The 24,121-nt window shown below is 67.7% G+C and carries 21 protein-coding genes and 1 riboswitch; of the genes, 8 read left to right on the top strand and 13 right to left on the bottom strand.

What is annotated here, in order from left to right; genetic code table 11:
- The first annotated feature begins 4 nt into the window (after positions 1-4).
- Together JK358_RS00300 and JK358_RS00295 are read left to right on the top strand one after the other, a co-directional pair.
- Entirely contained in the window at positions 5-619 is a 615-nt protein-coding gene (locus JK358_RS00300) for a TetR/AcrR family transcriptional regulator (RefSeq protein WP_201941897.1), read from the top strand.
- A gap of 372 nt (positions 620-991) precedes the next feature.
- Positions 992-1,861 (top strand): alpha/beta fold hydrolase, encoded by an 870-nt coding sequence (locus tag JK358_RS00295; protein WP_307817198.1) that lies wholly within the window; start codon positions 992-994, stop codon positions 1,859-1,861.
- 55 nt (positions 1,862-1,916) lie between these two features.
- Here JK358_RS00295 and JK358_RS00290 read toward each other — a convergent pair whose 3' ends face one another.
- The 3 genes from JK358_RS00290 to thiD form a co-directional block, all read right to left on the bottom strand.
- Positions 1,917-4,244, bottom strand: coding sequence for an ArnT family glycosyltransferase (locus JK358_RS00290; protein WP_232850555.1), 2,328 nt, complete (start codon positions 4,242-4,244; stop codon positions 1,917-1,919).
- Positions 4,241-5,497, bottom strand: coding sequence for a bifunctional glycosyltransferase family 2/GtrA family protein (locus JK358_RS00285; protein WP_201941894.1), 1,257 nt, complete (start codon positions 5,495-5,497; stop codon positions 4,241-4,243). Before JK358_RS00285 ends, JK358_RS00290 begins: the two co-directional genes overlap by 4 nt.
- 69 nt (positions 5,498-5,566) lie before the next feature.
- The gene (thiD, locus tag JK358_RS00280) at positions 5,567-6,424 is read right to left on the bottom strand and encodes a bifunctional hydroxymethylpyrimidine kinase/phosphomethylpyrimidine kinase (RefSeq protein WP_201941891.1); all 858 of its coding nucleotides are present in this window, start codon (positions 6,422-6,424) and stop codon (positions 5,567-5,569) included.
- Positions 6,425-6,663: 239 nt separating this feature from the next.
- On the opposite strand from thiD, the gene JK358_RS00275 reads away from it, so the two are divergent.
- Positions 6,664-7,812 carry a GTP-binding protein gene (locus JK358_RS00275; RefSeq protein WP_307817197.1) on the top strand — a complete coding sequence of 383 codons (1,149 nt, stop codon included), beginning with the start codon at positions 6,664-6,666 and terminating at the stop codon, positions 7,810-7,812.
- Positions 7,813-7,820: 8 nt separating this feature from the next.
- Here JK358_RS00275 and JK358_RS00270 read toward each other — a convergent pair whose 3' ends face one another.
- On the bottom strand, positions 7,821-8,444 hold the full coding sequence (locus JK358_RS00270) for an NAD(P)-dependent oxidoreductase (protein WP_201941890.1): 624 nt from the start codon (positions 8,442-8,444) through the stop codon (positions 7,821-7,823).
- Between the two features lie 168 nt (positions 8,445-8,612).
- Here JK358_RS00270 and JK358_RS00265 point away from each other — a divergent pair, with 168 nt between their 5' ends.
- The 3 genes from JK358_RS00265 to JK358_RS00255 all read left to right on the top strand — a co-directional run bounded on the left by JK358_RS00265 (position 8,613) and on the right by JK358_RS00255 (position 11,116).
- Positions 8,613-9,263: a TetR/AcrR family transcriptional regulator gene (locus tag JK358_RS00265; protein WP_201941886.1), complete on the top strand. Its 651-nt coding sequence runs from the start codon at positions 8,613-8,615 to the stop codon at positions 9,261-9,263.
- A gap of 253 nt (positions 9,264-9,516) precedes the next feature.
- Entirely contained in the window at positions 9,517-10,677 is a 1,161-nt protein-coding gene (locus tag JK358_RS00260) for a Cmx/CmrA family chloramphenicol efflux MFS transporter (RefSeq protein WP_201941883.1), read from the top strand.
- 31 nt (positions 10,678-10,708) lie between these two features.
- Positions 10,709-11,116 (top strand): VOC family protein, encoded by a 408-nt coding sequence (locus tag JK358_RS00255; protein WP_201941880.1) that lies wholly within the window; start codon positions 10,709-10,711, stop codon positions 11,114-11,116.
- Between the two features lie 21 nt (positions 11,117-11,137).
- Here JK358_RS00255 and JK358_RS00250 read toward each other — a convergent pair whose 3' ends face one another.
- The 4 genes from JK358_RS00250 to JK358_RS00235 all read right to left on the bottom strand — a co-directional run bounded on the left by JK358_RS00250 (position 11,138) and on the right by JK358_RS00235 (position 16,732).
- Positions 11,138-11,527: a hypothetical protein gene (locus JK358_RS00250; RefSeq protein WP_201941877.1), complete on the bottom strand. Its 390-nt coding sequence runs from the start codon at positions 11,525-11,527 to the stop codon at positions 11,138-11,140.
- Positions 11,528-11,536: 9 nt separating this feature from the next.
- On the bottom strand, positions 11,537-13,234 hold the full coding sequence (locus JK358_RS00245) for an AbeC-like domain-containing protein (RefSeq protein ID WP_201941874.1): 1,698 nt from the start codon (positions 13,232-13,234) through the stop codon (positions 11,537-11,539).
- A 176-nt stretch (positions 13,235-13,410) separates the two neighbouring features.
- Positions 13,411-15,078, bottom strand: coding sequence for a phosphomethylpyrimidine synthase ThiC (thiC, locus tag JK358_RS00240; RefSeq protein ID WP_201941872.1), 1,668 nt, complete (start codon positions 15,076-15,078; stop codon positions 13,411-13,413).
- Positions 15,071-15,198, bottom strand: a riboswitch (TPP riboswitch). Its footprint overlaps the gene before it by 8 nt.
- Before the next feature lie 136 nt (positions 15,199-15,334).
- Positions 15,335-16,732, bottom strand: coding sequence for a lipase family protein (locus tag JK358_RS00235; RefSeq protein WP_201941869.1), 1,398 nt, complete (start codon positions 16,730-16,732; stop codon positions 15,335-15,337).
- A 97-nt stretch (positions 16,733-16,829) separates the two neighbouring features.
- On the opposite strand from JK358_RS00235, the gene JK358_RS00230 reads away from it, so the two are divergent.
- Positions 16,830-17,531 carry a TetR/AcrR family transcriptional regulator gene (locus tag JK358_RS00230; RefSeq protein ID WP_201941867.1) on the top strand — a complete coding sequence of 234 codons (702 nt, stop codon included), beginning with the start codon at positions 16,830-16,832 and terminating at the stop codon, positions 17,529-17,531.
- Here the strand turns inward: JK358_RS00230 and JK358_RS00225 are convergent.
- Both JK358_RS00225 and JK358_RS00220 read right to left on the bottom strand, forming a co-directional pair.
- Positions 17,521-19,800: an MMPL family transporter gene (locus JK358_RS00225; protein ID WP_201941865.1), complete on the bottom strand. Its 2,280-nt coding sequence runs from the start codon at positions 19,798-19,800 to the stop codon at positions 17,521-17,523. The two genes, JK358_RS00230 and JK358_RS00225, sit on opposite strands and share 11 nt — an antisense overlap.
- Positions 19,801-19,924: 124 nt before the next feature.
- Positions 19,925-20,299 (bottom strand): cupin domain-containing protein, encoded by a 375-nt coding sequence (locus tag JK358_RS00220; RefSeq protein WP_201941863.1) that lies wholly within the window; start codon positions 20,297-20,299, stop codon positions 19,925-19,927.
- Positions 20,300-20,378: 79 nt separating this feature from the next.
- Here JK358_RS00220 and JK358_RS00215 point away from each other — a divergent pair, with 79 nt between their 5' ends.
- Positions 20,379-20,819: a MarR family winged helix-turn-helix transcriptional regulator gene (locus JK358_RS00215; RefSeq protein ID WP_201941861.1), complete on the top strand. Its 441-nt coding sequence runs from the start codon at positions 20,379-20,381 to the stop codon at positions 20,817-20,819.
- Between the two features lie 106 nt (positions 20,820-20,925).
- On the opposite strand, the gene fahA is transcribed toward JK358_RS00215, so the two are convergent.
- The 3 genes from fahA to JK358_RS00200 form a co-directional block, all read right to left on the bottom strand.
- A complete protein-coding gene (gene fahA, locus JK358_RS00210) occupies positions 20,926-22,098 on the bottom strand; it encodes a fumarylacetoacetase (protein WP_201941859.1) in 1,173 nt (390 codons plus the stop codon).
- Entirely contained in the window at positions 22,095-23,303 is a 1,209-nt protein-coding gene (locus JK358_RS00205; RefSeq protein WP_201941856.1) for a homogentisate 1,2-dioxygenase, read from the bottom strand. The genes fahA and JK358_RS00205 overlap by 4 nt, the downstream gene beginning before the upstream one ends.
- Before the next feature lie 69 nt (positions 23,304-23,372).
- Positions 23,373-23,999: a TetR/AcrR family transcriptional regulator gene (locus JK358_RS00200; protein ID WP_201941853.1), complete on the bottom strand. Its 627-nt coding sequence runs from the start codon at positions 23,997-23,999 to the stop codon at positions 23,373-23,375.
- Between the last annotated feature and the right edge of the window lie 122 nt (positions 24,000-24,121).

Raw genomic sequence — 24,121 nt, 5'->3', positions numbered from 1 at the left:
CACCATGGCGACACCCAACGAACCCAAGCAGGACCGCAGCCGGGCCACCCGGCAGCGGCTGCTGGAGGCGACCATCGACTGCCTGGCCGAGATGGGCTGGGCAGCCGCCACGGTCGCCGTCGTCGCCGAACGCGCGGGGGTGTCGCGCGGCGCGGCCCAGCATCACTTCCCGACCCGGGAGGATCTGATCACGGCCGCGCTCGAGTACATGTTCGAAACCCGGATGGCGCAGTCGAAGAGCGAGGCCACCGCCCTCGGCGAGGTCGCCGAGGGCGTGGGCCGCACCCAGGCGGTGGTGACCTCGCTGGTCGAGTCGTACACGAGTCCACTGTTCAAGGCGGCGCTGCAGGTGTGGACGCACGCCGCCGCCGATCCGGTACTGCGGGAACGCATTCTGCCGATGGAGGCCCGCTTCGGACGCGTCTCCCACCGCATGGCCGTCGAGGCCCTCGGCGTGGACGACACCGATCCGGTCACCCACCACCTCGTACAGGCCACGCTCGACCTGGCCCGCGGGCTCGGCCTGGCCGACGTGCTCACCGACGACTCGCTGCGCCGCAAGGAGATCGTGCAGCAGTGGGCGGCCACGCTGCACACGGCGCTGCACGCGCGCGCCTAGAACCCGAAAACCTCTGCCAGCTGGATGGATTCGTCATCCCAGCAGCGCTCTATCGCTTCCCGTTCCTGATCCGGGAGATCGGGTCGCCACCCGACACTGCGCCAGAAGCCTTCTCGGTGTTCATCGCTGAGCGGATGCGGCTTGTCCATGGGCTTTCCCTGAAATGCACTGCTGGAGAATGGTTTCAGGGTAGAGCCGCAACCCCGTGATCAGGTCGATTTCGCGGCGGCGCGGGCGAGACCGGTCGCCGGGGGTGTGACGCACTTCACTGACGAGACGAACCGTCTCGTCTTGACGAGAACAAGGATGGTGCTGCAGAGTAGTACTCATCTACGAGACGAACCGTCTCGTCTCGAAAGTGGAGGAGTGCACATGACCCGCGCATGCGTCGGCAATATCCACCCGGCCTCGACGTCCACCCACCCCGCCTACCCCCGGAGCGCCTCCATGACCACCACCCCCACTGCCTGGACCGGAATGGTCTCCGTCGACGACACCGCCCTCGCGGTGACCGACACCGGCGGCAACGGCCGAACCATCGTCTACCTCAACGGCGCGTACGCCGATCAGTCGCACTGGAAGCCGGTGATCGCCGAACTCGGCGCCGGCTTCCGGCACATCACCTTCGACGAACGCGCCCGCGGCAAGTCGAAGACCTCGGCCGACTACTCCTTCGAGGGGACCGTCCGCGATGTCGACGCCATCCTGGCCGCTCGCGGCGTGACCGACCGGCCGATCCTGGTGGGCTGGTCCTACGGCGCGACCACCGCGGTGCACTGGGCGCGGCGCAATCCCGGCCGAGCCCTGGGCGTGGTGTGTGTGGACGGCGCGATGCCTTACGGCCTCACCGGCGAGGAGGGCCGCGAACGCATCCGGAAGCTGTTCCGCCGCATGCGATTCATTCTCCCGCTGGCCCGCCCTTTCGGCATGGCCGCGAAGATGAGCGCCGACGAGCACGCCGAGGTCAATATCGAGATCAACGAACTGGTCGCCGCCATCGCACCGGTGCTCGACAAGGTCGTCGACCCGGTGCGCTACGTGCTGGCCACCGGCGCGAATCTCGGTGCGGGCCAGGAAGAGATGGAGGCCGTGCGCCGCTCCCTCACCCCGGTTCTCGACCGCAATCCCAACATCACGGTCTACGCCCAGGTGGAGAGCAACCACTCCAAGATCCTGCGCAAGGACTTCCGCGCCGTCGCCGACGCCGTCCGGGAAACCGTGCTCGAAGCCGAGACGAAATAGCCTCAGCAGCAAGACCCGTGATGCCCCCGGAACGATATCCGGGGGCATCACGGTGTCAGGACTTCGGCTGCGTGAGGTCGTAGAGGGTTACGCCGTCCACTTCCTGTGCGGTGTAGTGCTCCTTGACCCAGTTGGTGATCAGGGTGCTCTGCAGGGTGCCGGTGTCCGCGCCCGGACGCATGCCACCCTGGTCGCCGCCGATGAAGTAGTGGATCCTGCCCTCCTCCACGTACTTCTGGAACTGGGCCAGGGTCGGGGACGGGTCGGTGCCGTTGAAGCCGCCGATCGGCATGACCGGGAGTTCGGTGGCCAGCTGGAAGCCGGCGGCGCTGTTGGCGCTGATGGTGGCCGCTACCCAGGTGTAGCGGTCGCCCTCCGCGAGCAGCAGGGCGTTCACCCGGTCGCTCGGGCGGCTCGCCATCATCACGCCGCCGGCGTTGTTGCCCTTGCCGTCGCCGCGGCCGCCCTGTGCGGGCGCGCCGGTGTTCGTGGTGGGGGCGGTCGTCTCCGGAGCGGCCGGAGCCGTGGTCTCGGGAGCCGCTGTGGCACCGCCGTTTCCGGGCTGCCCACTCGGATTGCCGCCACCGGGAACACAATTCGCTGGGAGGCCACCTGGCGGGCCACCGTTGGGCGGTGCGCCGTTGGATCCATCGGGGGGTGCGCCGCTGGGGAGACCATTCGGCGGTGCGTCATTGGGACCTCCGCTCGGCGGTGGGCCGGGCGGGCAGTTCGGCTGGTTGGCTGGTGCGGACGTGGTCGGTGGGGTCGCCGGGGCGGTGGTGGCCGGGCTCCCGCCGCTCGGCTGCCCGGTGCCACCGTCGGTGGTCCCGCCCGCGGTCTCGTTGTTCGCGCCGCCGAATCCGCCGAACTCCCCGAATCCACCAGGACGCATGCCGTGCACGCTTGGGCCCGCAGAGGGGATCGGGCCCTCGTGCGCGGTGCGCAGGGTTTCGACGGTGTAGGCGGCCGGGCCCGCCAAGCCCACGGCCACCGCGAGAACACCGGTGGCGAGGGCGAATTTGTGTGCGGTGTGCACCAGCAGCGCCACCGTGGCGGCGATACCCGCCACCAGCACCAGCCAGCGCAGCCACGGCAGGAAGGATTCGCTGCGGGACAGCAGCATCCAGGCGATGCCCGTGGTCGTTCCCATGGCCACGGCCAGAGCCAGCCGGACCCAGAGCTTTTCGCGTTCCCGCCACAGGACCGCGCCGCCCGCCGCCACGAGGACCGCGACGGCCGGGGCCAGGGCCACCGTGTAGTACTGGTGGAAGATGCCCTTCATATAGCTGAAGACCACACCGGTCACGATCAGCCAGCCGCCCCACATCAGCAGGGACGCGCGCTGCTGATCGGTACGAGCGGCCCTGCCGCGCACCAGAAGCGCGGTCGCCAGGAGGATCAGCGCGGCCGGGATGAGCCACGCGATCTGACCGCCCTGGGCGGGCTCGAACAATCGCCCGGCACCGGCCTTACCCCACAGGATGTTGTTGCCCCCGCCACCACCGGCGGGCGCGTCGTGCGACGGGCCTACGCTGCCCGTCTCATTGCCGGTGAGCCGCCCGAACCCGTTGTAGCCGAGAGTGAGCTCGATGATCGAATTATGCTGGGAGCCACCGAAGTACGGGCGGTCATCCACCGGCCACAGGGTGGCGACGAGCACCCACCACCCCGCGCCTACGAGTACCGAGGCTCCGGCCGCCAACAGTTGCGCGATCCGCTTGCCCAGCGTGGGCGGCCCGGCGAGCAGGTAGGTTCCGGCCAGCGCGGGCACCACCAGCAGCACCTGCAATTGCTTTGCCAGGAAACCCAATCCGATGAACAGGCCGGTGAGGATCAGCCATCGCCAGCGCCCGTCGGCGAGCGCGCGGGTCATGGCCCACGCCGCCGCCACCATGAACAGCACCAGCATGGCGTCCGGATTGTTGAACCGGAACATCAGCGCCGCAACGGGAGTCAGCGCGAGGAACAGCCCGGCGAGCAGGCCCGCCGCCGCACCGAAATTGCGCCGCACCGTGGCCCACAGCAGGGCAACCGAGCCCACACCCATCAGCACCTGCGGGGCCAGCATGCTCCAGCTGTGCAGGCCGAATGCCCGCACCGACAACGCCATCGGCCACAGCGACAGCGGCGTCTTGTCGACGGTGATGGAGTTCCCGGCATCCGAGGAGCCGAAGAAGAACGCCTTCCACGACACCGAACCCGCCTGCACGGCAGCCGAATAGAACGGATTCGCCCAGTGGCTCGCGGACAGGTTCCAGAAGTAGGCGGCGGCGGTGCCGAGCAGCAGCACGGCCAGGGCGAGGTACTCCCAGCGCGCGGAGCGGGGCTCCGGGTCCGGCGGCGCGGGCGAGACCGGTCGCGGGTCGGCCAGGGTCGCGGTCATCGGGTACCTCCTGTGGCGGCGAGTTCGCCGCGTCCGGCTCCGGCGTCGCGGAACACCCAGCGCAGGCCGACGAATCGCATGAGGGTGGTGACCAGGTTGGCGATCACCAGCACCACCAGTTGCAGATGCACTTCCGCGCTCGGCCACCAGTGGTGCAGCGCGTACAGCGAGCCGCTGGTGAGCAGCAGTCCGAAGCCGAAGATGAGCAGGCCCTGGAAGTGGTGCGACACCGCCTGCGCGGTGCCGCGCACGCCGAAGGTGAAGGCGCGGTTGGCCGCCGTGTTCACGACGGCGGTGATCAGCAGGGCCAGGAAGTTGGCGGCCTGCGGGCCCGTGAACGGTTGCAGCGCAACATACAGCGCGAGATAGGCCAGGGTGCAGCCGACGCCGACGATGCCGAAGCGCACCAGCTGCCCGACCATGCCCAGCGGTACGCCCTCCACCAGCGGTTCACGCCCGATGGCGGCGCGCAGTTCGTTGATGGGCAGCTGCCCGGTGGTGAGCGCGCGGCCGACCCGCCAGATGCCGCGCAGATCCTTGCGCGCGGTGTCGACGATGTCGACGCGGCTGTCCGGATCGTCGATCCAGTCCACCGGCACCTCATGGATGCGCAGGCCGATGCGTTCGGCGAGCACCAGCAGTTCGGTGTCGAAGAACCATTCGCCGTCCTGCACCAGCGGCAGCAGCACGCGGGCCACATCGGTGCGCACGGCCTTGAATCCGCATTGCGCGTCGGAGAACTTGGCCTGCAGCGAGGTGCGCAGGATGAGGTTGTAGCCGCGCGAGATGAGCTCGCGCTTGAGCCCGCGCACCACCCGCGAGGAGCTTGCCAGGCGTGTGCCGATGGCCAGGTCGGAATGTCCGGAGACCAGCGGAGCGATCAAGGGCAGCAGGGCGTTCAGGTCGGTGGACAGGTCGACGTCCATATAGGCGACGACCTGCGCGTCGGAGTCCTGCCACACGGCGCGCAGGGCGCGGCCGCGGCCCTTGCGGTCCAGGTGAACGACCCGCACCCCGTCGAGCTCGGCCGCCAGCCCCTCGGCGACGAGCATGGTGGTGTCGGTGGATGCGTTGTCGGCGATGGTGATTCGCGCGCTGAACGGGAAGTTCGCGTGCAGGAAGGCATGCAATCGCCGGACGCACGGACCGAGGTCGCGTTCCTCGTTGTAGACGGGCACGACCACGTCGACGACGGGCGCGATCACGGCATCAGCTGGATTCGCCGCCAGGCCGGCGGTCGCGGTGTCGATCATGTCCCCCACGGTCGTGCAATTTTCTGGGCCGTCCCTGCGTCGACGCTGGGAGGTTCCTGGGAGCCGAGGCTAGGCGCTCCCCGGCCCGGTCCGCAATCGCCACAGCGGCGAGACGGGACCGTGCCCTGCCCCCAGGTCGTACGCGGCCGCGAGGCAGCGATACGTCCATTCTTTGGCAAAGGCCACGGCATCCGGTACCGAATATCCATGTGCCAGAGCGCAGGCGATGGCCGCCGCGAGGGTGTCGCCGCCGCCGTGATCGTTGCCGGTGGCCAGGCGGGGCGCGGGCAGTTCGTGGAAGGTGTCGCCGTCGTAGAGCAGGTCGGTGCTCTGCTCCGACGTGCGCAGATGCCCGCCCTTCACGATGGCCCAGCGCGGGCCCAGCGCGTGCAGCGCCTCGGCGGCCTTACGCGCGGACTGCTCGTTGTTAACGTCGATCCCGGTGAGAAGTCGCACTTCGTCGAGATTCGGCGTGACCACGGTGGCGAGCGGAATCAGCGTGTGCCGCACCGCATCCAGGGCCTCGGCGTGCAGTAGCGGATCACCGTGCATGGATGCCGCGACCGGATCCACAACCAGCGGAATGCTCCCGTCGCGCCCGATCCCGACCTCGCGGCACACCCCCGCCACGGCCTCGATGATCGCGGTGGACGCCAGCATTCCCGTCTTCGCGGCTCCGATTCCGATGTCGCTCACCACGGTTCGCACCTGATCGGCCACGATCTGCGGCGGGATCTCGTGAAAACCGCTGACGCCCACGGTGTTCTGCACGGTCACGGCGGCGACCGCGACGCAGGCGTGCACGCCGCACATGGCCATGGTGCGCGAGTCGGCCTGGATGCCCGCGCCGCCGCCGGAGTCGGTGCCCGCGATGGTGAGGGCGCGCACTGGCGTCTGGCCGTTCGGGGCAAGCGGTAGGTACTGCACGGTGTCTATCTTGCCCTCCGCTTCGCTCCGGGCGGGTTCGAGGCCTGCTAGCTCGACGGTGTCTATTTGCCCTCCGCTTCGCTCCGGGCGTGTTCGCGGCCCTGCTAGCTCGGTCTTCCCTCCTCCGCTCCTCCGCTTCGCTCCCCCGCTCCGTCAGTCCAGACCGAGCCGGCTTCGAACCTTGGAGTCATGGGCAGGGGTGGTTCGGCTGTCTAAATGAAAACGGTTATCATTAGCTTGTGACTTCGGATCTGGACGATGCCCGCCTGCCTGTGACCGTGCTGTCCGGGTTTCTCGGTGCCGGCAAGACGACACTGCTCAACCACATCCTCGCCAACCGGGACGGCCGCCGGGTGGCGGTGATCGTCAACGACATGAGCGAGGTGAATATCGACGCCGCGCTCGTGGCGGGGCAGGGGCACCTGGACCGGACCGAGGAGAAGCTCGTCGAGCTGACCAACGGGTGCATCTGCTGCACGCTGCGCGAGGACCTCATCGAATCGGTGGGGAAGCTGGCGCGGGAGGGGCGGTTCGACCAGCTGGTCATCGAGTCGACGGGGATCTCCGAGCCGATGCCGGTGGCGGCCACCTTCGAGTGGCAGTTCGAGGACGGGTTCGTCCTCGGCGATGTGGCGAAGCTCGACACCATGGTGACCGTGGTGGACGCCTCGACCTTCCTGGTGGAGGTGGTGAAGGGGCAGGCCCTCGCCGAACGGAACATGCAGGCGGCGGACGGGGACGCGCGCACCATCGCCGATCTGCTGATCGATCAGGTGGAGTTCGCGAATGTGCTGGTGCTCAACAAGACCGATCTGGTGAGTGAGAATGCCGTCGGGAGCGTGGAGGCCACGATCCGGCGATTGAATCCGACCGCGAAGATCGTGCGATCCGCGCACGGTGTGGTCGATTTGAGCGAGGTGCTCGGCACCGGTCTCTACAGCCCGGAGATCGCCGCCCAGTTCGACGGCTGGGAGGACGAACTCACCGGCGGCCACACCCCCGAGACCGAGGAATACGGCATCAGCAGCCTGACCTTCACCGCCGACCGCCCCTTCCATCCCGAACGACTGGAATCGGCTCTGGCGCAACTACAGAGGCTGCTGCGCAGCAAGGGATTCTTCTGGCTGGCGAGCCGGCCCGACCTGGCGGCCATCTGGTCGCAGGCCGGTCCCAACCTGACTTTCGAAGCGGGCGCGTACTGGACCGCCCTGGATATGCCGCCGGGACAGGAGATCGTCTTCATCGGTGTGAAGCTGGATCGCCCACATGTGCGGGATCTGCTGAATTCCGCCCTGCTCACCGATGCGGAGATGGAAGCCGGGCCGCAGTCCTGGCTGCGGTACCCGGATCCCTTCCCGTCCTGGGGTGAGATGCACGAACACGCCTGAGGGGCAACTCAATTCGAGATGCCGGGCGTGCGGTGCACATAGCGGGGGTCGGTCAGCTGCTCGAGCAGGAAGGCCGCGATGTCCGCACGGGAGATCTTCAGCTTCAAGCCCTTCGCGTCCGGCGCGACATCGCGCTGGAACGTGCCGGTGGCCGGATCGTCGGTGAAGGCGGCGGGCCGCACGACGGTCCAGTCCAGGTCGCTCGCCAGCACGTACCGCTCCTGCTGCTCGTGGTCGGCGTAGGCCGTGCGCAGCAGCATGCCGAACAGCACGTACTTCCACAGGAAGTTGAGGTTGCCGCGGGAGCTGCCGACACCCAGCGAGGACATGACGATCAGCCGCTTCACACCCATGCGGTTCATGGCCTCCATGACCGTGCGGGTGCCCTCGGCGCGGATGACGCCCTTACGGCCGTTGCCCAGGGTCACGATGACCGCGTCCTGGCCTGAGACCGCGCGCTCCACCGAATTCGGGTCCAGCACATCACCCTGCACGATCCGCAGGCGGTCGTGGGCGATGGCCAGATTGGCGGCGGAACGGGTGAGCGCGGTGACCTCGTGGCCCTGGGCGAGCGCCTGCTCGACCACCTGACGGCCGACGGTTCCGGTGGCTCCGAAGATCGCGATACGCATTGCATTTCTCCTAGCTGATCTGCTGAAACTTGTTGTTTCGAAGGTGATTTCAGTGTGTCAGCGGGGAGTGTCCGCAACCATCGCTGTGCGTCTCGCGGACATGCGCGAGACGCACAGTGGGGGAGCCTTATGGAACAGATTATTCCGTTCAAATGCTATGCTGAAATCATGAGCAAGACAGCCGCAACCCCAGCTCAGCGCGCGCTGCCCGGCCGCAAGGCGCAGGCCGCCCGCAATGACGAACTCATCCTGGCCGCCGCGCGGGACGTGTTCCTGGCCGATCCGAAGGCTCCGATCTCCGCCGTCGCCGAACGGGCCGGTGTGGGCATCAGCGCCCTCTACCGGCGCTATCCGAGCAAGGAGGTGCTGCTGCGCACCCTCTGCTACGACGGGCTGCACCGATACAACGTGGAAACCGAAGCGGCCCTGGAGAATCCGGACGACTGGCAGGCGCTGGTGGAATTCCTGCGCCGGGTCGTGGACGCCGACGTGCACTCGCTCACCGTCCACCTGGCAGGCACCTTCACCCCCGACGATTCGATCCTGCCGGAGGTCCTGAAGGCCGGTGAACTCAACGACGAAATCCTGCGCCGCGCACAACGATCCGGACGCCTCCGCGAATCCGTCACCACCCAGGACTTCAGCCTCATCCTCGAATCCTGCGCCGCCATCCTGCTCCCCGACCCCACCCGCACCGCCGAACTGCGCCGCCGCGTCCTGGCCCTGCTCATCGACGGCCTCGCCGCCGACGGGGAGCTGCCGGGCCCTCCTCCGGCCCCGGACGAGTTCGCCTACCGCTGGCAGCCCCGGGGACAGTAGTCGCTGGATATCTCCGCCGAAGGACGCGTCACGGCAAAAGCTTTCGACCCGCTGCGGGCGGCTGAGTTAGGGTTTGTGCCGTGACGCCCGAGGCGAATGAGGCGGGGGCTCACGGTCACGCCGTCAGCCCCCTGAACCATTGAGTTCCTGATCCGCATCCCGGCAGCTGTGCTGCGCGGGACGATCGCGTGCACCCGGGCGCTGACCGCGGTGACCAGACATCCCCCTGTCTGCTCTCACCTCGGAGTTCTTCATGCCTGTTCCGCTCTATCTGTTGGCTGTGGCCGTATTCGCCATGGGCACTTCGGAATTCATGCTGGCCGGCCTGGTGCCGGATATCGCCGCCGCCTTCGGCGTGTCCGTCGGGACGGCCGGACTGCTCACCTCGGCCTTCGCCGTCGGCATGGTCGTGGGCGCACCGTTGATGGCGGTGTCGGCGCGCCGGTGGCCCGCCCGCACCACCCTGTTGTTCTTCGTCCTGCTCTTCGCGGCCACCCATATCGTGGGCGCGCTCACCACGAATTTCGCCGTGCTGCTGGGGAGCCGGGTGATCGCGGCCCTGGCCGACGCGGGATTCCTGGCGGTCGCCCTCGGCGCGGCGGCCGCCCTCGCACCGGCGGATCGGACGGGACGCGCCCTGGCCGTCCTGCTCTCCGGAACCACCGCGGCCACCATCGCCGGCGCACCCGGCGGGGCGCTGCTCGGCACCCTGCTCGGCTACCGCTCGACCTTCTGGGCGATCGCGCTGCTCTGCCTGCCCGCCGCGCTCGGTATCGCCGCGGGTATCCCGGCCGTCGCGACCGCCTCGGGCGCCGGTGTGCCGCTGCGGCGTGAGATCGCCGAACTGGCAAGGCCCGCACTGGTTCTGGTGATCGTGCTCGCGGCCCTGGTCAATGCCGCCACCTTCGCCGCGTTCACATTCCTGGCCCCGATCGTGACCGAGACGGCCGGGCTGGGGGAGTTCTGGGTGCCCGTCGCCCTCATGCTGTTCGGCGTCGGCTCCTTCGCCGGTGTCACGGTGGCGGGACGGTTCTCCGACCGCCGGCCCGGGGCGCTCCTCGCGGTGTGCGGCCCGGCCTGCCTGCTCGGCTGGGTCGCGCTGGCGCTCGTCGCCGGGCACCCGGCGGCACTGCTGTTCCTGGTGTTCACGCAGGGCGTCCTGGCTTTCGCACTCGGCGGCACCCTGATCACCCGGGTGCTCTACGAGGCCGGGGGCGCACCCAGCATGCGCGGGTCGTACGCCACCGCCGCGCTCAATCTCGGAGCAGCCGGTGGACCCGCCCTCGCCGCGCTGACGCTCGGGACCGGCGCCGGAAACCTCGGACCGGTGTGGCTCAGCAGTCTGCTGATCGCACTCGCACTGGCAGTCCGGTACGGCACGATGAATTTCGCGGTCTCCGGCCGTCTCGATTGACGAGGTGCGTGAACAACCGGAAGGAAGCGCTGTGAACTGGACTCTCGAAGTGGTCATCGTCCCCGTCACCGACATCGACCGCGCCAAGGATTTCTACAGCAGGCAGCTCGGATTCAACGTCGACCACGACACCGTGATCGGAGAGGAGATCCGCATCGTGCAGCTGACGCCGCCGGGCTCGGGCTGCTCGATCGTCATCGGCAAGGGTGCCGTGCCCCACATGGAGCCCGGCTCCATCAAGGGCCTGCAACTCGTCGTCCCCGATATCCGCCAGGCCCACAAGGAGCTCGTGGAACGCGGCGTCCAGGTCACCGACGTCCAGGTCCTCGGCGAAAATCCCTCGCCCACAGCGGATCCGCTCGACAACGTCGGGTTCGTCTTCTTCGACGACCCCGACGGCAACAGCTGGGGCGTGCAGCAGATCTCCGCGCGCGGCTGAGCCTCCGCTCGGGATCGCGGGTTACGGCGCGAGTTCGCCCACCCGCGCGACCAGGTCGAGGATGCGCTCGACATTGTCGAGGGTCTGCATGGATTCGGGGATCCGGTGCCACAGGCGCCGCCACTTGCTGGTGACCTGTGGCAGATCCGGTTCCGGCTGTTCGAGTTCGCCGATGAGTTCGGTGACCTCGTCCGGGTGCGCGTGCGGTCCGTCGACGGCGGGCAGGGCCGCACGCAGTGTCGCTAGTTCGGCGCGCAGGTCGGCCAGGGTGGCGGCCAGCGCGTCGGACTCCGCGCCCACGGTGAAATTCACCGGGCCGGTGACCGCGCCCTGGTTACCGCTGCCGCCGATATTTCCGGCTACCACATTGCCGCCGCTGATATTCGTTCCGCCCGTGGGGTTTTCCGGCATGGCTTCTCCTTATCTGGTGCCGCCCGGGTTGACCGAGGACATGGTTGCGCTGGACATGACACCTCGATTGCCGACGCCGCCGACATTGCCCGCCTGGACATTCGAGTTGTAGATGTAGGTCGCGCCGTTGATCTGCGTGACCGCGCTGTCGAAGCCCACGGTGGACAGTCCGCGTTCGGCGAGGAAGCGGCGCACCGCGTCGAAGGTGCGATCCCGCAGGATCTGCAGATAGCGCTCGGTATCGGTGACCTCGAAGAAACTGGTGAACTCGTCGCCCGCGCCGATCTCGCGCACACTGTATTCGGACCCGAAGGCGTAGGCGGCGCGGGTGGGCGACTCCCACGGGCCGTCGCCGAACTCCAGTTGATCGCGCACCCATCGCCACAGCACGCCCAATCGTGTCGGAACCGTGGTCGGAAGAAGCGCGAATTCGCAGAGCGCACGCCATATTTCGGGCAGGACGGGGACGCGGTGCACATCTGCGCCGCGGTAGGCGAAATCGATCGGCGGCAGGACGAACGCCTGCCATTCGAGCACCAGGGTGCGCTGCTGGCAGCCGACGTGCAGATAGGTGGACACGGCCAGTTGCCGCTCCCACGCCTCCACCCGATAGCACCGGAAGTAGCGCAGCCATTCGGGTGAGCTGTCCATCAGCGTCGCCCAGTCCTCGGGCTTCAACTGTGGGTTGGCGCCCGATTCCAGCTGCCGGAGCAGCGGTTCGGCCGACGGGTAGTGCAGCAGGTAGGCGGAGGCGAGCAGCGCCCAGTGCGAGACGTGCAGCTCACCGAAGCGCCAGCCGGGGGTCAGGGTCGGCGTCTGCTTCAGGGCCATCAGGTCCTTGGTGATGTAGTCCTGCAGCTCGATCGGCCGGAACTCGGGGATCGTGGCCTTCGCGTTCGGATCGGCGGGGTACAGCTCGAGCGTGGTCGACCACGACCACTTGTCCAGATGCAGGCCCGCGCCCACGAACGGATTGTGGCCGCGATAGACCACGAGCTCGGCGGGGCCGTACTGCGCCACCCGCTCGTCCTGTTCGGCGATCCGGTGTAGTCGATCCGCGTACGGTTTGCAGGCTCGTACCACGGAATCCCTTGGGGGAGTGCCGGGTATGTAGTTGCGGAAGCGGTACCACCGGTCCACCACGTTGCGGCGCAGCAATTCACCGGTGAGCAGGATGCCCAGCAGTGTCAGCTGGATGAGCACCGCGACCGCGGTCAGACCCTCGGACTCGACGGCCGGAGCCGAGTTCGCACCCGTGAGTTCGACCGTTCCGAGCGCGGCCGTCACCAGGACCCCGGAAACGATGCCCCAGAGGAAAAAGGTGAGAATCCAGTGCAGCCAGCGCGGAAACCGGCCGGGCGCACCGAAATCGCCGAGTAGTCGTACCGCGCCGAAGGTGACGAGGGCGGCGCTCACCCGCCACGCGAGACCCGCGGCCAGCCACGCGACCGCCAGGGGCAGGGCGAGCGCGGCGAGGACGCCGAGCAGCACGATCGCCGCGGCGGATACGATGACCCGTCGCAATCGGGCCGCAACCGCTTCCCGGAGAACGACTTCCGCTCGGACTCCCGGTGCGGGCGGAATCGCCCGGCGGGGTTCGGCGAGGAATTCGACGATCAGATCCTCGGCGAGTTGATCGTCGAGGTGAACCGCGGCGGCGAGGTAGCGCGTGGCTTCGTCCGCGGCGGCGGCGACGGGGCGAGTCATGATCGCCGAATGCGAATACGTGCGGAAATGTCGCCCATGGATCCCCCTCCAGCGGCGTTGATCTTCGTTTCGCGCTTCACGCTAGCAATGCGCGCGATCAGGTGCCGGGGAATCGGCGTATTCGCACCCGCTCGGGCGGGCACCGTAATCGGTGCCCGCCCAAGCGAATTGGATTTCTAGGACACGACGGGCAAATAGACCTTGCCGCCCGCGTCGGCGAACTCGGCGGACTTCTCCGCCATGCCCGCTTCGATCGCCTGCACGTCGGTGAGGCCCTGCTTCTCGGCGTACTCGCGCACGTCGGCGGAGATGCGCATGGAGCAGAACTTCGGGCCGCACATGGAGCAGAAGTGTGCGGTCTTGGCCGGTTCGGCGGGGAGGGTCTCGTCGTGGTACTCGCGGGCCGTGTCGGGGTCCAGCGAGAGGTTGAACTGGTCCACCCAGCGGAATTCGAAGCGCGCCTTGGAGAGTGCGTTGTCCCGCTCCTGGGCGCGCGGGTGCTGCTTGGCCAGATCGGCGGAATGCGCGGCGATCTTGTAGGTGATCACGCCGACCTTCACGTCGTCGCGGTTGGGCAGGCCCAGGTGCTCCTTGGGAGTGACGTAGCAGAGCATGGCCGTACCGGCCTGGGCGATGATGGCCGCGCCGATCGCCGAGGTGATGTGGTCGTAGGCCGGTGCGATATCGGTGGCCAGGGGGCCGAGGGTGTAGAAGGGGGCCTCCTCGCAGAGCTCCTCCTCCAGCCGCACGTTCTCGACGATCTTGTGCATCGGTACGTGACCGGGACCCTCGATCATCACCTGCACGCCATAGGATTTCGCGATCTTCGTGAGCTCGCCGAGGGTGCGCAGTTCGGCGAACTGGGCCTCGTCGTTGGCGTCCGCGATGGAACCCGGGCGCAGGCCGTCACCGAGGGAGAAGGTGATGTCGTACTTCGCCAGGATCTCGCAGAGTTCGCGGAAGTTGGTGTACAGGAACGATTCCTGATGATGCGCCAGACACCAGGCCGCCATGATCGAACCGCCGCGCGAGACGATGCCGGTGACGCGCTTGGCCGTCAGCGGGATGTAGCGCAGCAGCACGCCCGCGTGCACGGTCATGTAGTCGACGCCCTGCTCGGCCTGCTCGATCACGGTGTCGCGGTAGATCTCCCAGGTGAGCTTGGTGGGATCGCCGTTCACCTTCTCCAGGGCCTGGTACATCGGCACGGTGCCGACCGGGACCGGGGAGTTGCGCAGGATCCATTCGCGGGTCTCATGAATGTTCTTGCCGGTGGACAGGTCCATGATGGTGTCCGCGCCCCAGCGGGTGGCCCACACCATCTTCTCCACCTCCTCCGCGATGGAGGAGCTCACGGCCGAGTTGCCGATATTCGCGTTGATCTTCACCGCGAACTTCTTGCCGATGATCATCGGCTCCGACTCCGGATGCTTGTGGTTGGCGGGGATCACGGCGCGACCGGCCGCCACCTCCTCGCGCACCAGCTCCGGCGACACTCCCTCGCGGGCGGCGATGTAGTGCATCTCCTTGGTGACGATGCCCGCCCGCGCCCACGCCAACTGCGTCGGCGGACCCTCGACCTGCGGCTTCTCCCAGGAGTCGCGCAGCTTCGGCAGCCCGCCCTCCAGGTCGATCACCGCGGTGTCGTCGGTGTACGGGCCCGACGTGTCGTACACGTCGAAATGCTCGCCATTGGTGAGATTGATGCGCCGCACCGGAATTCGCAGGGCCGTGCCGTCGGCCTCGACCTGCTCGTAGTGCTTGACGCTGCCCTGAATGGGGCCTGTTGTCACGGTGTCTACCGGGGCGGAACCGCCATTGGACACGACACGGCTCGATGACATTGTGAATCCTCCCTACGCCGGCATTACCCGGTCCAGGTTCATACGGTCGACGACCCTGCTCCGCCCGGTAGGGCTAGTCGTCCTCTCAGCCCGCTGGTGCGAGCCCCCGTTGGCATTGATGTGATTACCGCCGCCGACTGTACCGGGTGTCCGGATTCCGCGAAGCCGAGCCGCAGAAAACCGGCGGATACCCGCGCAAACCGAACGGAAGATTCTCGAAGTCCCCTTCGCGCCCGGTTCGGCGGGTACGACCGTCCTACTTCTCGCGCGGACCGATGGGCCAGCCGAGCGCGCCGAAGATCGCGTTGAACTGGATCTCGGTGTAGGTGGCCAGGGCGTCCACGCTGCCGAGCATGGTGATCACGTTCTCGGTGCGGCAGCCCGCGGGCGCGGGACCGGAGTCGTTGAAACGGCCCTTGATCCAGTTGAACGCGTCGGCCATGCCGAAGGTGGTGAGCGTCAGATGCTCGCTCAGGTGATCGCGCTTGTAGTAGACGGACGTGCCGCCGTCGCACCAGCGCTGCACCAGGCGATCGTTCGTGAACCACGGCACCGCCTCATCGAAAACGCCCTGGTAGACCATGACCGGCGCGGTCGGCGGAGTACTGCCCAGCACCGTCGCGTCGAAGACCTCCTTGATCTCCGGGAGCTCCAGGAACTCCGCGATCGGAATGGTCAGCATGCGCTGATAGTCGGTGAACATCAGGTTCAGCACATTGCGCACCAGGCACTGGCTCTCGGTGCGCTCCATGATCGCCCGGCCCTCCGGGGTCAGGTAGCGGTCGGTGGTCTCCGCGAACTTCGGGTACGCGTTGCGCAGTGACGCGATGCCCACGCCGATCAGGCTCGCGAACATCGAACCGTTCACGTGCAGCAGCGATTCCACATCCGAGACGGGCGCGCCCATGGCGATGCCCTTGATGTTCAGTTCGGGCGCGTAGGTGGGCTGCATCTCCGCGGCCCAGCCGCTGCCCATCCCGCCGCCGGAGTAACCCCACAGTGCCACCGGCGTATTCGCGCCATCCAGGCCGAGCGGTTCGAAGCTCTCGGCCGCGCGGATGCTGTCCAGGATCATGTAGCCGGGTTCCTTGGCGACCGCCAGATTCCCGTTGAGGCCCTCGTAGTCGGGCACATTGACGGCATAGCCCTGACTGATCGAGGCCGCCAGCTCCAGGTACTCGACCGTCGAGTGGATGCCTTCGAGCGCCTGCAGACCGCCGCCCTGCTGCAGCACGTACGAGGGCGCGCAGTGCGGGGCGGTGCTGTCGTAGAAGAACTGGTGCGAGACCAGCGGGCGGCTGCGCGAGGTGTCCGCGCCCTGCGGGACGGCCACCGTGGTGGCGGCGACCGTCGGCTGCCCGAACAGGTCGGTGGTGCGATACAGCAGCTGCCACGAATTCACGCGCACCGGAAGTACGGTCAGCACCGCCAGCTGTACTTCGCGCGTGCGCAGAATCGTGCCGGGCTCGGTGGATTCGAAACCCTCCGGCGCGCTGTAGAACGGATCGACATTCAGAGGCTGCGGCGCGGCGGTCGCGGGCGCGGCACTCACCCCTCCGAGAAATACGGCGGCCGAAGCCGCCAGAGCCGTCGCGAGACCGGCGGCGGTGAACCGCCGCAATCCCCGCCGTCGGCGATCCCCATTGATAGCCACGTCTGTTCCCTTCCTCATCGACGTGACAGCGATTACAACACGGCCTCCGATTGCCAACAAGGTGCCTTTTTACAAACGGCTTCGCTAAGGTCGTGGCATGACCCGCAGCAAACCAGCCGCGGCGCCAGATCGGACTCCCGTGCGGCGCAGGATCCGCGGCCTCGACGCGGACGAACGCAGCGCCCAGCGTCGCCGTCAACTCCTCGCCGCGGCGACCGAACTCTTTGCCCAGCAGAGCTATTCGGGAACATCCATCGAGCAGATCTGCCAGCACGCGTATGTCGGGACCAAGGGGTTCTACGACCACTTCGAGAGCAAGGAAGCCTGCTACACGGCCCTGCTCACGCAGATCACGGAGGGCATCCAGCAACGGGTCGCCGAAGTCGCCGGGCAGACCGCCGGGCAGGAGTGGCCGCAGCGCATGCGCGCCCTGGTGGCCGCCTTCGTCCACGCCATCGCCGACGACGCGCGACTGGCCAAGGTCACCTTCGGTGAGGCCGGCGGCATCTCACCCGCCGTGGAAGCCCAGCGCCGCAGTAACCGCCGGTGGGCCGCCGCCTTCCTGAATCAGCAATGGCCGCAACCGGATCCGAGCGGTGACGAGCGAAAAGGGCTGGCGCTCAGCCTCGCCACCATCGGCGGCATGTTCGAACTCGTCGCCGACTGGCTCTACCGCAACGAGGAGCCCGGGGATCAGGACGTGGTGGACACCCTCGTCGAGGATCTCCACCACTTCCTCACCGTGGTCATCGCGGGCCGCCGCGACCTGTCGGACCAGCCCGCGCCGCTCACTTGGTGAGCAGTACCGGTTCCGAATCCGTTGCCGCACCGGGCTTCTCGGCTGGTTCCTCCTCCAGTCCGATCCGCTTGTGCAGGGCGGCAAGCGGTTTCGGGGCCCACCAGTTTCCGGTGCTCATCAGCTTCATGAGCGCCGGGGCCAGCAGGCCGCGGATGACGGTCGCATCCGCGACCACCGCGAGCGCCAGACCGATGCCGAAGAGTTTCATGGCGGTCACTGCCGAGGTGGCCACGGCCAGCAGGACCACCGCCATCAGTCCGGCGGCGGCGGTGAAGATGCGGCCGGTGCGGGCGACGCCCAGGGCGACCGACCGGGTGTTGGCCTCCGCGCTGCGATCCGAGGCCAGCCACTCCTCGCGAATGCGGGAGAGCAGGAACACCTCGTAGTCCATGGACATGCCGAAGGCCAGGCAGAACATGAGGATCGGCATGAACAGGTCGATGCTGCCGGTCGGGGTGAAGTTCAGCAGGCCGTCGAGGTTGCCCTCCTGGAAGATCCAGATCATCGCGCCGAAGGTGGCCGTCAGCGACAGCACATTGAGGATCAGCGCCTTGATCGGCAGGATCACGCTGCCGGTGAACAGGAACAGCAGGATCAGGGTGATGACCGCGATCAGCGCCGCCGCGATCGGCAGCCGGGAGATGACCGACTCGTTGGTGTCCTGATTCAGGGCCGCCGCACCACCGAAGAGGGTGTCGCCGGGGGCGTGCACCGCGCGCAGGGCGGCCAGCTGGGCCTTGCCCTCGTCGGTGAACGGAGCCTCCTTGGTGCCCACGGAGAGGTAGGCCCCGTCCGCGCCGGCCATCTGCGGAACGCCCACGGCCACCTTGCGCACGCCGTCCGGGGTGTTCGCGTACACGCCTTCGCTCGACAGCACGGCGGGTACGCCCGGCACCTGCGCCAGCGCCGACGCGTATTCGCCGATCTCCCCTGGCGCACCGTCGAATCCGGGCAGCACGATCACGGCGCTCGATCCCATATTGGCGTCGAAGTCCGCGCGCAGCGCGTCACCCACCTGACGGCTGGAGGCGAACGTGCCGATCATCCGATCGTCCGGCGTGCCGAAATGCGCTGACAGGAACGGGGTTCCGAGCAGCAGCAGGATCGCGGTGGTCACGAACGCCACCGGGATCGGCCGCTTCATCACCCAGGTGACGAGCCGATACCAGCCGCTGTCCTCCGGGCGCACCGCCTTCGGCTCGCCGCGACCCAGTATGCGGCGCAACGGTTTCCGCAGATCCCAGGCGTTCACGCGGTCACCGAGCAGGATCAGCGCGGCGGGCAGCAGCAGAATCGACGCGCCCACGGCGGCGGCCACCACGGCCACCCCGGCGTAGGCGAAGGATTTGAAGAACGGCTGCGGGAACACCGCCAGCGCGGCCAGCGCCAGCGCCACCGTCAGACCCGAGAACACGACGGTGCGGCCCGCCGTCTGGATCGAGCGCAGGATCGCGGCCCGCGGGTCCAGGCCATTGCCCAGCTCCTCGCGGTAGCGGCTCACGATGAACAGGCTGTAGTCGATGGCCAGCGCCAGGCCCAGGGCACTGGTCATGTTCAACGCGAAGATGGACACGTCCATGAAAAGCGTCATCAACCGCAGGATGCCGAGCGTGGCGGCAATCGCGAAGAGCCCCACCATGAGCGGCAGCGACGCCGCGATCACGCTGCCGAACACCAGTACCAGCAGAATGCCGGAGATCGGCACCGCGATCGCCTCGGCCAGGATCAGATCCTTCTCGACCTGATGGTTGATATCGGCGAAGGTGCCCGCCATTCCGCCGACCCGCGTCTGCACGCCGTCACGGTCGCCGTTGATGTCCGCGCTGAGCACGACGGCCCGGTTCTGCACCTGGTTGTCGTCGCCGAGGATGGTGGCCATGATCAGCCCGCGCTGCGAATCCTTGCTGCGCAGCGCTGTCGCCAGATCGGGCCGGGCGGTGACGCTGGTCCAATAGGACTGCACCCCCGTCACATTCGGATCCTCGCCCAGCAGATCGGTGACCCGCTGCGCCTCGGCCCGCGCCGCCGGGGAGTTCACCCCGGCAGCCGAGCTGATCATGACGATGAAATTCGGATTCCCGCCCGGAAAGTGTTCTTCGATGAAGTCATTGGCCTGCACCGACTCCAGATCCGACGTCAGGTAGCCGCCGCCGACCATATGCGACTTGGCGGTGGCCCCGAATCCGCCGAAAACGAGCATCAGCAATAGCGCGGCGACCAGGACGACGCGGGGACGCGCCATCGAGAACTGGGCAAGTCTGGGCAGCATCGACCAAAACCCTCCGAACTTCTAGGAACTTCGGACGGTATCGGCTCGAGTCTCCTGGTCGGCTGCACAGTGATCACCGTCATGGAGATACCTATCGGCTATTGCCGGGCGAACCTGCCCCGGATCAATTGACCCAGGGCGGATTCACGATGGTTCCGTCGGCCAGTTCGCCGGTGAACCCGACAGTCGTGGTGACGAGAACGGTGGCCGGGGCATCGGCCGGGTTGGCGAGCCGGATGGTGGAGCCGGCGGGGGCCACCGCGGCATCGCCCGGGGTGAGCGTGCCGGTTTCCCCGTCGATGGTGACGGCTACGGTGCCGGACAGCAGGACGAATGCTTCCTCGCGATGGATGCGGTGTGGAACGCCGTCCGTCGCGGGCGCGACCTCGAGCCGCCACACGCAGAGCTCGGAGCTCCCGGTGGCGGGCCGCACGAGCGGAGTGAAGGTGGACCCGTGCATCTGGTGCGATGCCACGTCGGCGGTACGGATTACAGGCATGGGCAACTCTCATTCAGTCAAGCAGGTTGACTATATTGTCAAGCGGCTTGACCATTCTGTCAAGTGTCATGATGCACGCATGCCCGCTCAGGATTTGCCGCTGCTGCTGCTCGCGGCAGCCGCCGAGGTCACCGACGTCATCCACCGGGGAGTGGTCGCCGCGGGATTCACCGACATCCGCCCCACCCACGGTTTCGCCTTCGTCCGCATGGCGCCCGACGGCGCGACGGTCGGCGAAATCGCCGACCACCTGGGCGTCACCAAACAAGCCGCCAGCCAGCTGATCGAAGAACTGGTCAAAAAGGGCTACGCCCAACGCAACCCACACCCCACCGACGCCCGCGCCCGCCTGATCACCCTCACCGACCGCGGCTGGGCCGCCACCCGAGCCGCCGACGCCGCCGTCGCCCACTTCACCGCCACCTGGTCCCAATCCCTCGGCCCCGCCGCCCTCACCCAACTCCGCAATGCCCTCGCCCAGGTCGTCACCCCCGGCCGAGTGCGCCCCGCCACCTGGTAGCGCCGGGCCGCTTCACCGCGCCGACGATCCCGGGCACTCGAAAGCTCCCCGCCCCGCAGGGGACGCACGAAAAGCCGCCTCGGACAAGGGAGTTGAAGTCGGTGGGTTATCGGGCTATGCGGCCGTGGACCTCGCCCAGGGTGAGGCGGCCGCCGCCTACTGCGGGGGCGGAGGCGGTGATGGTTATCTCGTCGCCGTTCTCGAGGAAGGTGCGTTTGTCGCCGTCGAGGTCTACGGGTTCGGTTCCGGCCCAGGTCAATTCCATGAGGGAGCCGCGTTCGTGGCGCTCGGGGCCGGAGATGGTGCCGGAGGCGAAGAGGTCGCCGGTGCGGGTGGACGCGCCGTTCACGGTCATGTGGGCGAGCATCTGCGCGGGGGACCAGTACATGCGGCGGAAGGGGGGAGTGGTGACGGTGTGGCCGTTCCACTCGACGGTCAGGTCGATGTCCAGACCCCAGGGGGCGCTGTCCTGGAGGTAGGGGAGGGGGGCCGGATCCTGGGGCGGCAGCGGGATGCGGGCTTCGGTCAGGGCATCGAGCGGGGTGATCCAGGCGGAGAGGGTGGTGGCGAAGGACTTGCCCAGAAACGGGCCGAGGGGCTGGCCCTCCCAGCCCTGGATATCGCGGGCGGACCAGTCGTTGACCAGGGCTACGCCGAAGACGTGGTCGGCGAAGTCGCCGGTGCGCAGCGGGGTGCCCATGGCGGAGCCGGAGCCGATCAGGAAGCCGAGTTCGGCTTCGATGTCGAGGCGGCGGGTGGGGCCGAATTCCGGTGCGCCGGAAGCGGTTCGGAGTTGGCCGTGCGGGCGTCGGATTTCGGTGCCGGATACCACGACCGTGCCTGCCCGGCCGTGATAGCCGACCGGGAGGTGCCGCCAGTTGGGGAGCAGTGGTTCGCCGTCGGGGCGGAGCATGCGGCCCATGGCGGTGGCGTGATCGATGCTGGCGTAGAAGTCGACGTAGTCGCCGATCTCCACGGGCAGGGCCAGGTGGACGGCCCGCACCGAATGCACGGCGGTGGCGGGCAATTCGGTTTCCGCGGCCGCGTGCACCAGTTCGCGGACCTCGCGCCAGCACTGCGGACCCTGGGTCATGAAGGCGTTCAGGCTGGGTTGCGCGAACATCGGATCGTCCAGGGCCACCGCCAGATCGATGATGCTGTCGCCCAGGCGTGCGCCCACCCGCGGTTCGCCGCCGCGCGGGCGGAAAACACAGTAGGGGAGATGTGTGGGGCCGAATCCGGAATTCTCGGGGACTTCGATATGCACCCGGCTGCTCATACCCATCCTTCGGAAGGACCACGACCCGACCATGTCCACGCGTAATTGCCGTCCTCGCAGGCCAGCGCGCCCTCACCCAGCTGCAGCGGGTGGAAGGTGTCGACCATGACCGCGAGTTCATCGAAGTATTCGAGGCCGATACTGCGTTCGTATGCCCCCGGCTGCGGGCCGTGCGCGTATCCGCCCGGATGCACCGACACCGAACCCTGGCCGATACCGGAACCCTTGCGGGCCTCGTAGTTTCCGCCGCAGTAGAACATGATCTCGTCGGAGTCCACGTTCGAGTGGTAGTAGGGGACCGGGATCGACAGCGGGTGGTAGTCCACCTTGCGCGGCACGAAATTGCAGACCACGAAGTTGTTGCCCTCGAACGCCTGATGCGCGGGCGGCGGCTGATGCACGCGGCCGGTGATGGGTTCGAAATCGGCGATATCGAAGGTGAACGGGTACAGGCAGCCGTCCCAGCCCACCACATCGAAGGGGTGGGTGGCGTAAACCATGCTGGTGCCGACGATTTCACCGGCGGGACGATGCTTCACCAGCACCTCGACGTCCTCGCCCTCGGCCTGGAACGGTTCGGCCGGGCCGTGCAGATCTCGCTCGCAGTACGGCGAATGCTCCAGGAGCTGACCGTATTTCGAGAGATACCGCTTCGGCGGCGTGATATGGCCGGAGCCCTCGATGATGTAGGCGCGCAACGGTTCCGGGCTATCGGGTAGCCAGCGGTGGGTGGTGGCGCGCGGCAGCAGCACCTGATGACCTTGATGTACAGAAAGCACACCGAAGACCGTCTCCACGCGGCCCGAACCTGACTCGATGTACACCAATTCGTCGCCGATGGCATTGCGGTACAACGGCGAAGGCTTGCCAGCTACCACGTAGGAAATTCTCACGTCGGAATTTCCGAGGAGCAGGCGACGGCCCGTCACCACGTCGGTCTCCTGGAAACGCTCGCCCGGGAACAGTTCGTGCAGCTTCAAATGCCGGTGTCGCAGTGGATGATTCGGATGCGTCCGCTGCTCGGGCAGTACCCACACCGATGAATCCACAATGGCCGGAGGCAATCCCCGGTGATAGAGCAGCGAGGAGTCCCCGGAGAAACCCTCTTCTCCCATCAGCTCTTCGTAATAGAGCTGTCCTTGCTGGTCACGGTGCTGAGTGTGCCGCTTGGGCGGCACCGCCCCCACCTGTCGATAGAACGTCATCGCCGGCCTCCCGCTGACCTGATGGGCTCATTTCCCATCGTAGCCATCGGATAACCGATGAGGGGGCTATTACGCGTGCCGCAGTGCCCGATAGACGGCCGCGCCCACGAACTCCCCGAGATCGTCCGGCGTCCACTCGCCCTCGCCCGACAGCAGGGTGCGGGCCGCGCCCTCTCCGGCCGACACCCACATCTCCACGAGGGCGGGCAGTTTGCGTTCGGCGTCCACCGTGCCCCAGGCGTGCAGCGTGGGCCGCAGGCGGCGGGTGCACAGTTCCACGGCCAGTTTCCGGCCCCGGCCGAACGAATCCGCCACGGCGGGATCGGGATTGCCGTACAGCAGTCGCCAGGTGTCGGGACGATCGGTGACCGTGTGCAGCAGCGCCCGGAAGCCTTCGACGAAGACGGCCTCGTCGGCTTCCACGCGACGGCGCGGCAGGGTTTCGAAGACGCCCTTGATCATGTGCTCCTCTTCGCGCCGCAGCAGGGCGTCGATGAGTTCCACGCGATCGGCGAAGCAGGCGTACACGACCGGGCGGGTGACCTTCATGCGGTCGGCCACGGCGGCGATGGTGATGGCCGCGATGCCGTCCTCGACCGCGATCCGGAGCGCGGTGTCGAGCACCTGCGGGCGACGGCGTTCGGGACCGAGATGTCGTGCGCGCTGCCGGGGTCGTACAGCCGAATCGGTGCCCATGCGCACCGACGATAGCAGCGCATCCGGCGGGGTACACGGCAGGCCGAAGCGGACGGCCCGGTATGTGAACTTCCTGCTCCGGGCACGTTGCAAGATCATTTCCTGCGCATGTGAATGAAAAT

Origin of the sequence: Nocardia acididurans, from assembly GCF_016741815.1 — a bacterium.
GTDB classification, from domain to species: Bacteria; Actinomycetota; Actinomycetes; order Mycobacteriales; family Mycobacteriaceae; genus Nocardia; species Nocardia acididurans.
The sequence above is the reverse complement of the archived record's forward strand: the minus strand, read 5'-3'. Positions and strand labels throughout refer to the sequence as shown.

Excerpts from the sequence above, each read along its gene's own strand:
- JK358_RS00300 (WP_201941897.1), top strand. The coding sequence starts at position 5 with ATGGCGACACCCAACGAACCCAAGCAGGACCGCAGCCGGGCCACCCGG.
- JK358_RS00295 (WP_307817198.1), top strand. The coding sequence starts at position 992 with ATGACCCGCGCATGCGTCGGCAATATCCACCCGGCCTCGACGTCCACC.
- JK358_RS00290 (WP_232850555.1), bottom strand. The coding sequence starts at position 4,244 with ATGACCGCGACCCTGGCCGACCCGCGACCGGTCTCGCCCGCGCCGCCG.
- JK358_RS00285 (WP_201941894.1), bottom strand. The coding sequence starts at position 5,497 with ATGATCGACACCGCGACCGCCGGCCTGGCGGCGAATCCAGCTGATGCC.
- JK358_RS00270 (WP_201941890.1), bottom strand. The coding sequence starts at position 8,444 with ATGCGTATCGCGATCTTCGGAGCCACCGGAACCGTCGGCCGTCAGGTG.
- JK358_RS00265 (WP_201941886.1), top strand. The coding sequence starts at position 8,613 with ATGAGCAAGACAGCCGCAACCCCAGCTCAGCGCGCGCTGCCCGGCCGC.
- JK358_RS00260 (WP_201941883.1), top strand. The coding sequence starts at position 9,517 with ATGCCTGTTCCGCTCTATCTGTTGGCTGTGGCCGTATTCGCCATGGGC.
- JK358_RS00250 (WP_201941877.1), bottom strand. The coding sequence starts at position 11,527 with ATGCCGGAAAACCCCACGGGCGGAACGAATATCAGCGGCGGCAATGTG.
- JK358_RS00245 (WP_201941874.1), bottom strand. The coding sequence starts at position 13,234 with ATGACTCGCCCCGTCGCCGCCGCCGCGGACGAAGCCACGCGCTACCTC.
- thiC (WP_201941872.1), bottom strand. The coding sequence starts at position 15,078 with ATGTCATCGAGCCGTGTCGTGTCCAATGGCGGTTCCGCCCCGGTAGAC.
- JK358_RS00230 (WP_201941867.1), top strand. The coding sequence starts at position 16,830 with ATGACCCGCAGCAAACCAGCCGCGGCGCCAGATCGGACTCCCGTGCGG.
- JK358_RS00225 (WP_201941865.1), bottom strand. The coding sequence starts at position 19,800 with ATGCTGCCCAGACTTGCCCAGTTCTCGATGGCGCGTCCCCGCGTCGTC.
- JK358_RS00220 (WP_201941863.1), bottom strand. The coding sequence starts at position 20,299 with ATGCCTGTAATCCGTACCGCCGACGTGGCATCGCACCAGATGCACGGG.
- JK358_RS00215 (WP_201941861.1), top strand. The coding sequence starts at position 20,379 with ATGCCCGCTCAGGATTTGCCGCTGCTGCTGCTCGCGGCAGCCGCCGAG.
- fahA (WP_201941859.1), bottom strand. The coding sequence starts at position 22,098 with ATGAGCAGCCGGGTGCATATCGAAGTCCCCGAGAATTCCGGATTCGGC.
- JK358_RS00205 (WP_201941856.1), bottom strand. The coding sequence starts at position 23,303 with ATGACGTTCTATCGACAGGTGGGGGCGGTGCCGCCCAAGCGGCACACT.
- JK358_RS00200 (WP_201941853.1), bottom strand. The coding sequence starts at position 23,999 with ATGGGCACCGATTCGGCTGTACGACCCCGGCAGCGCGCACGACATCTC.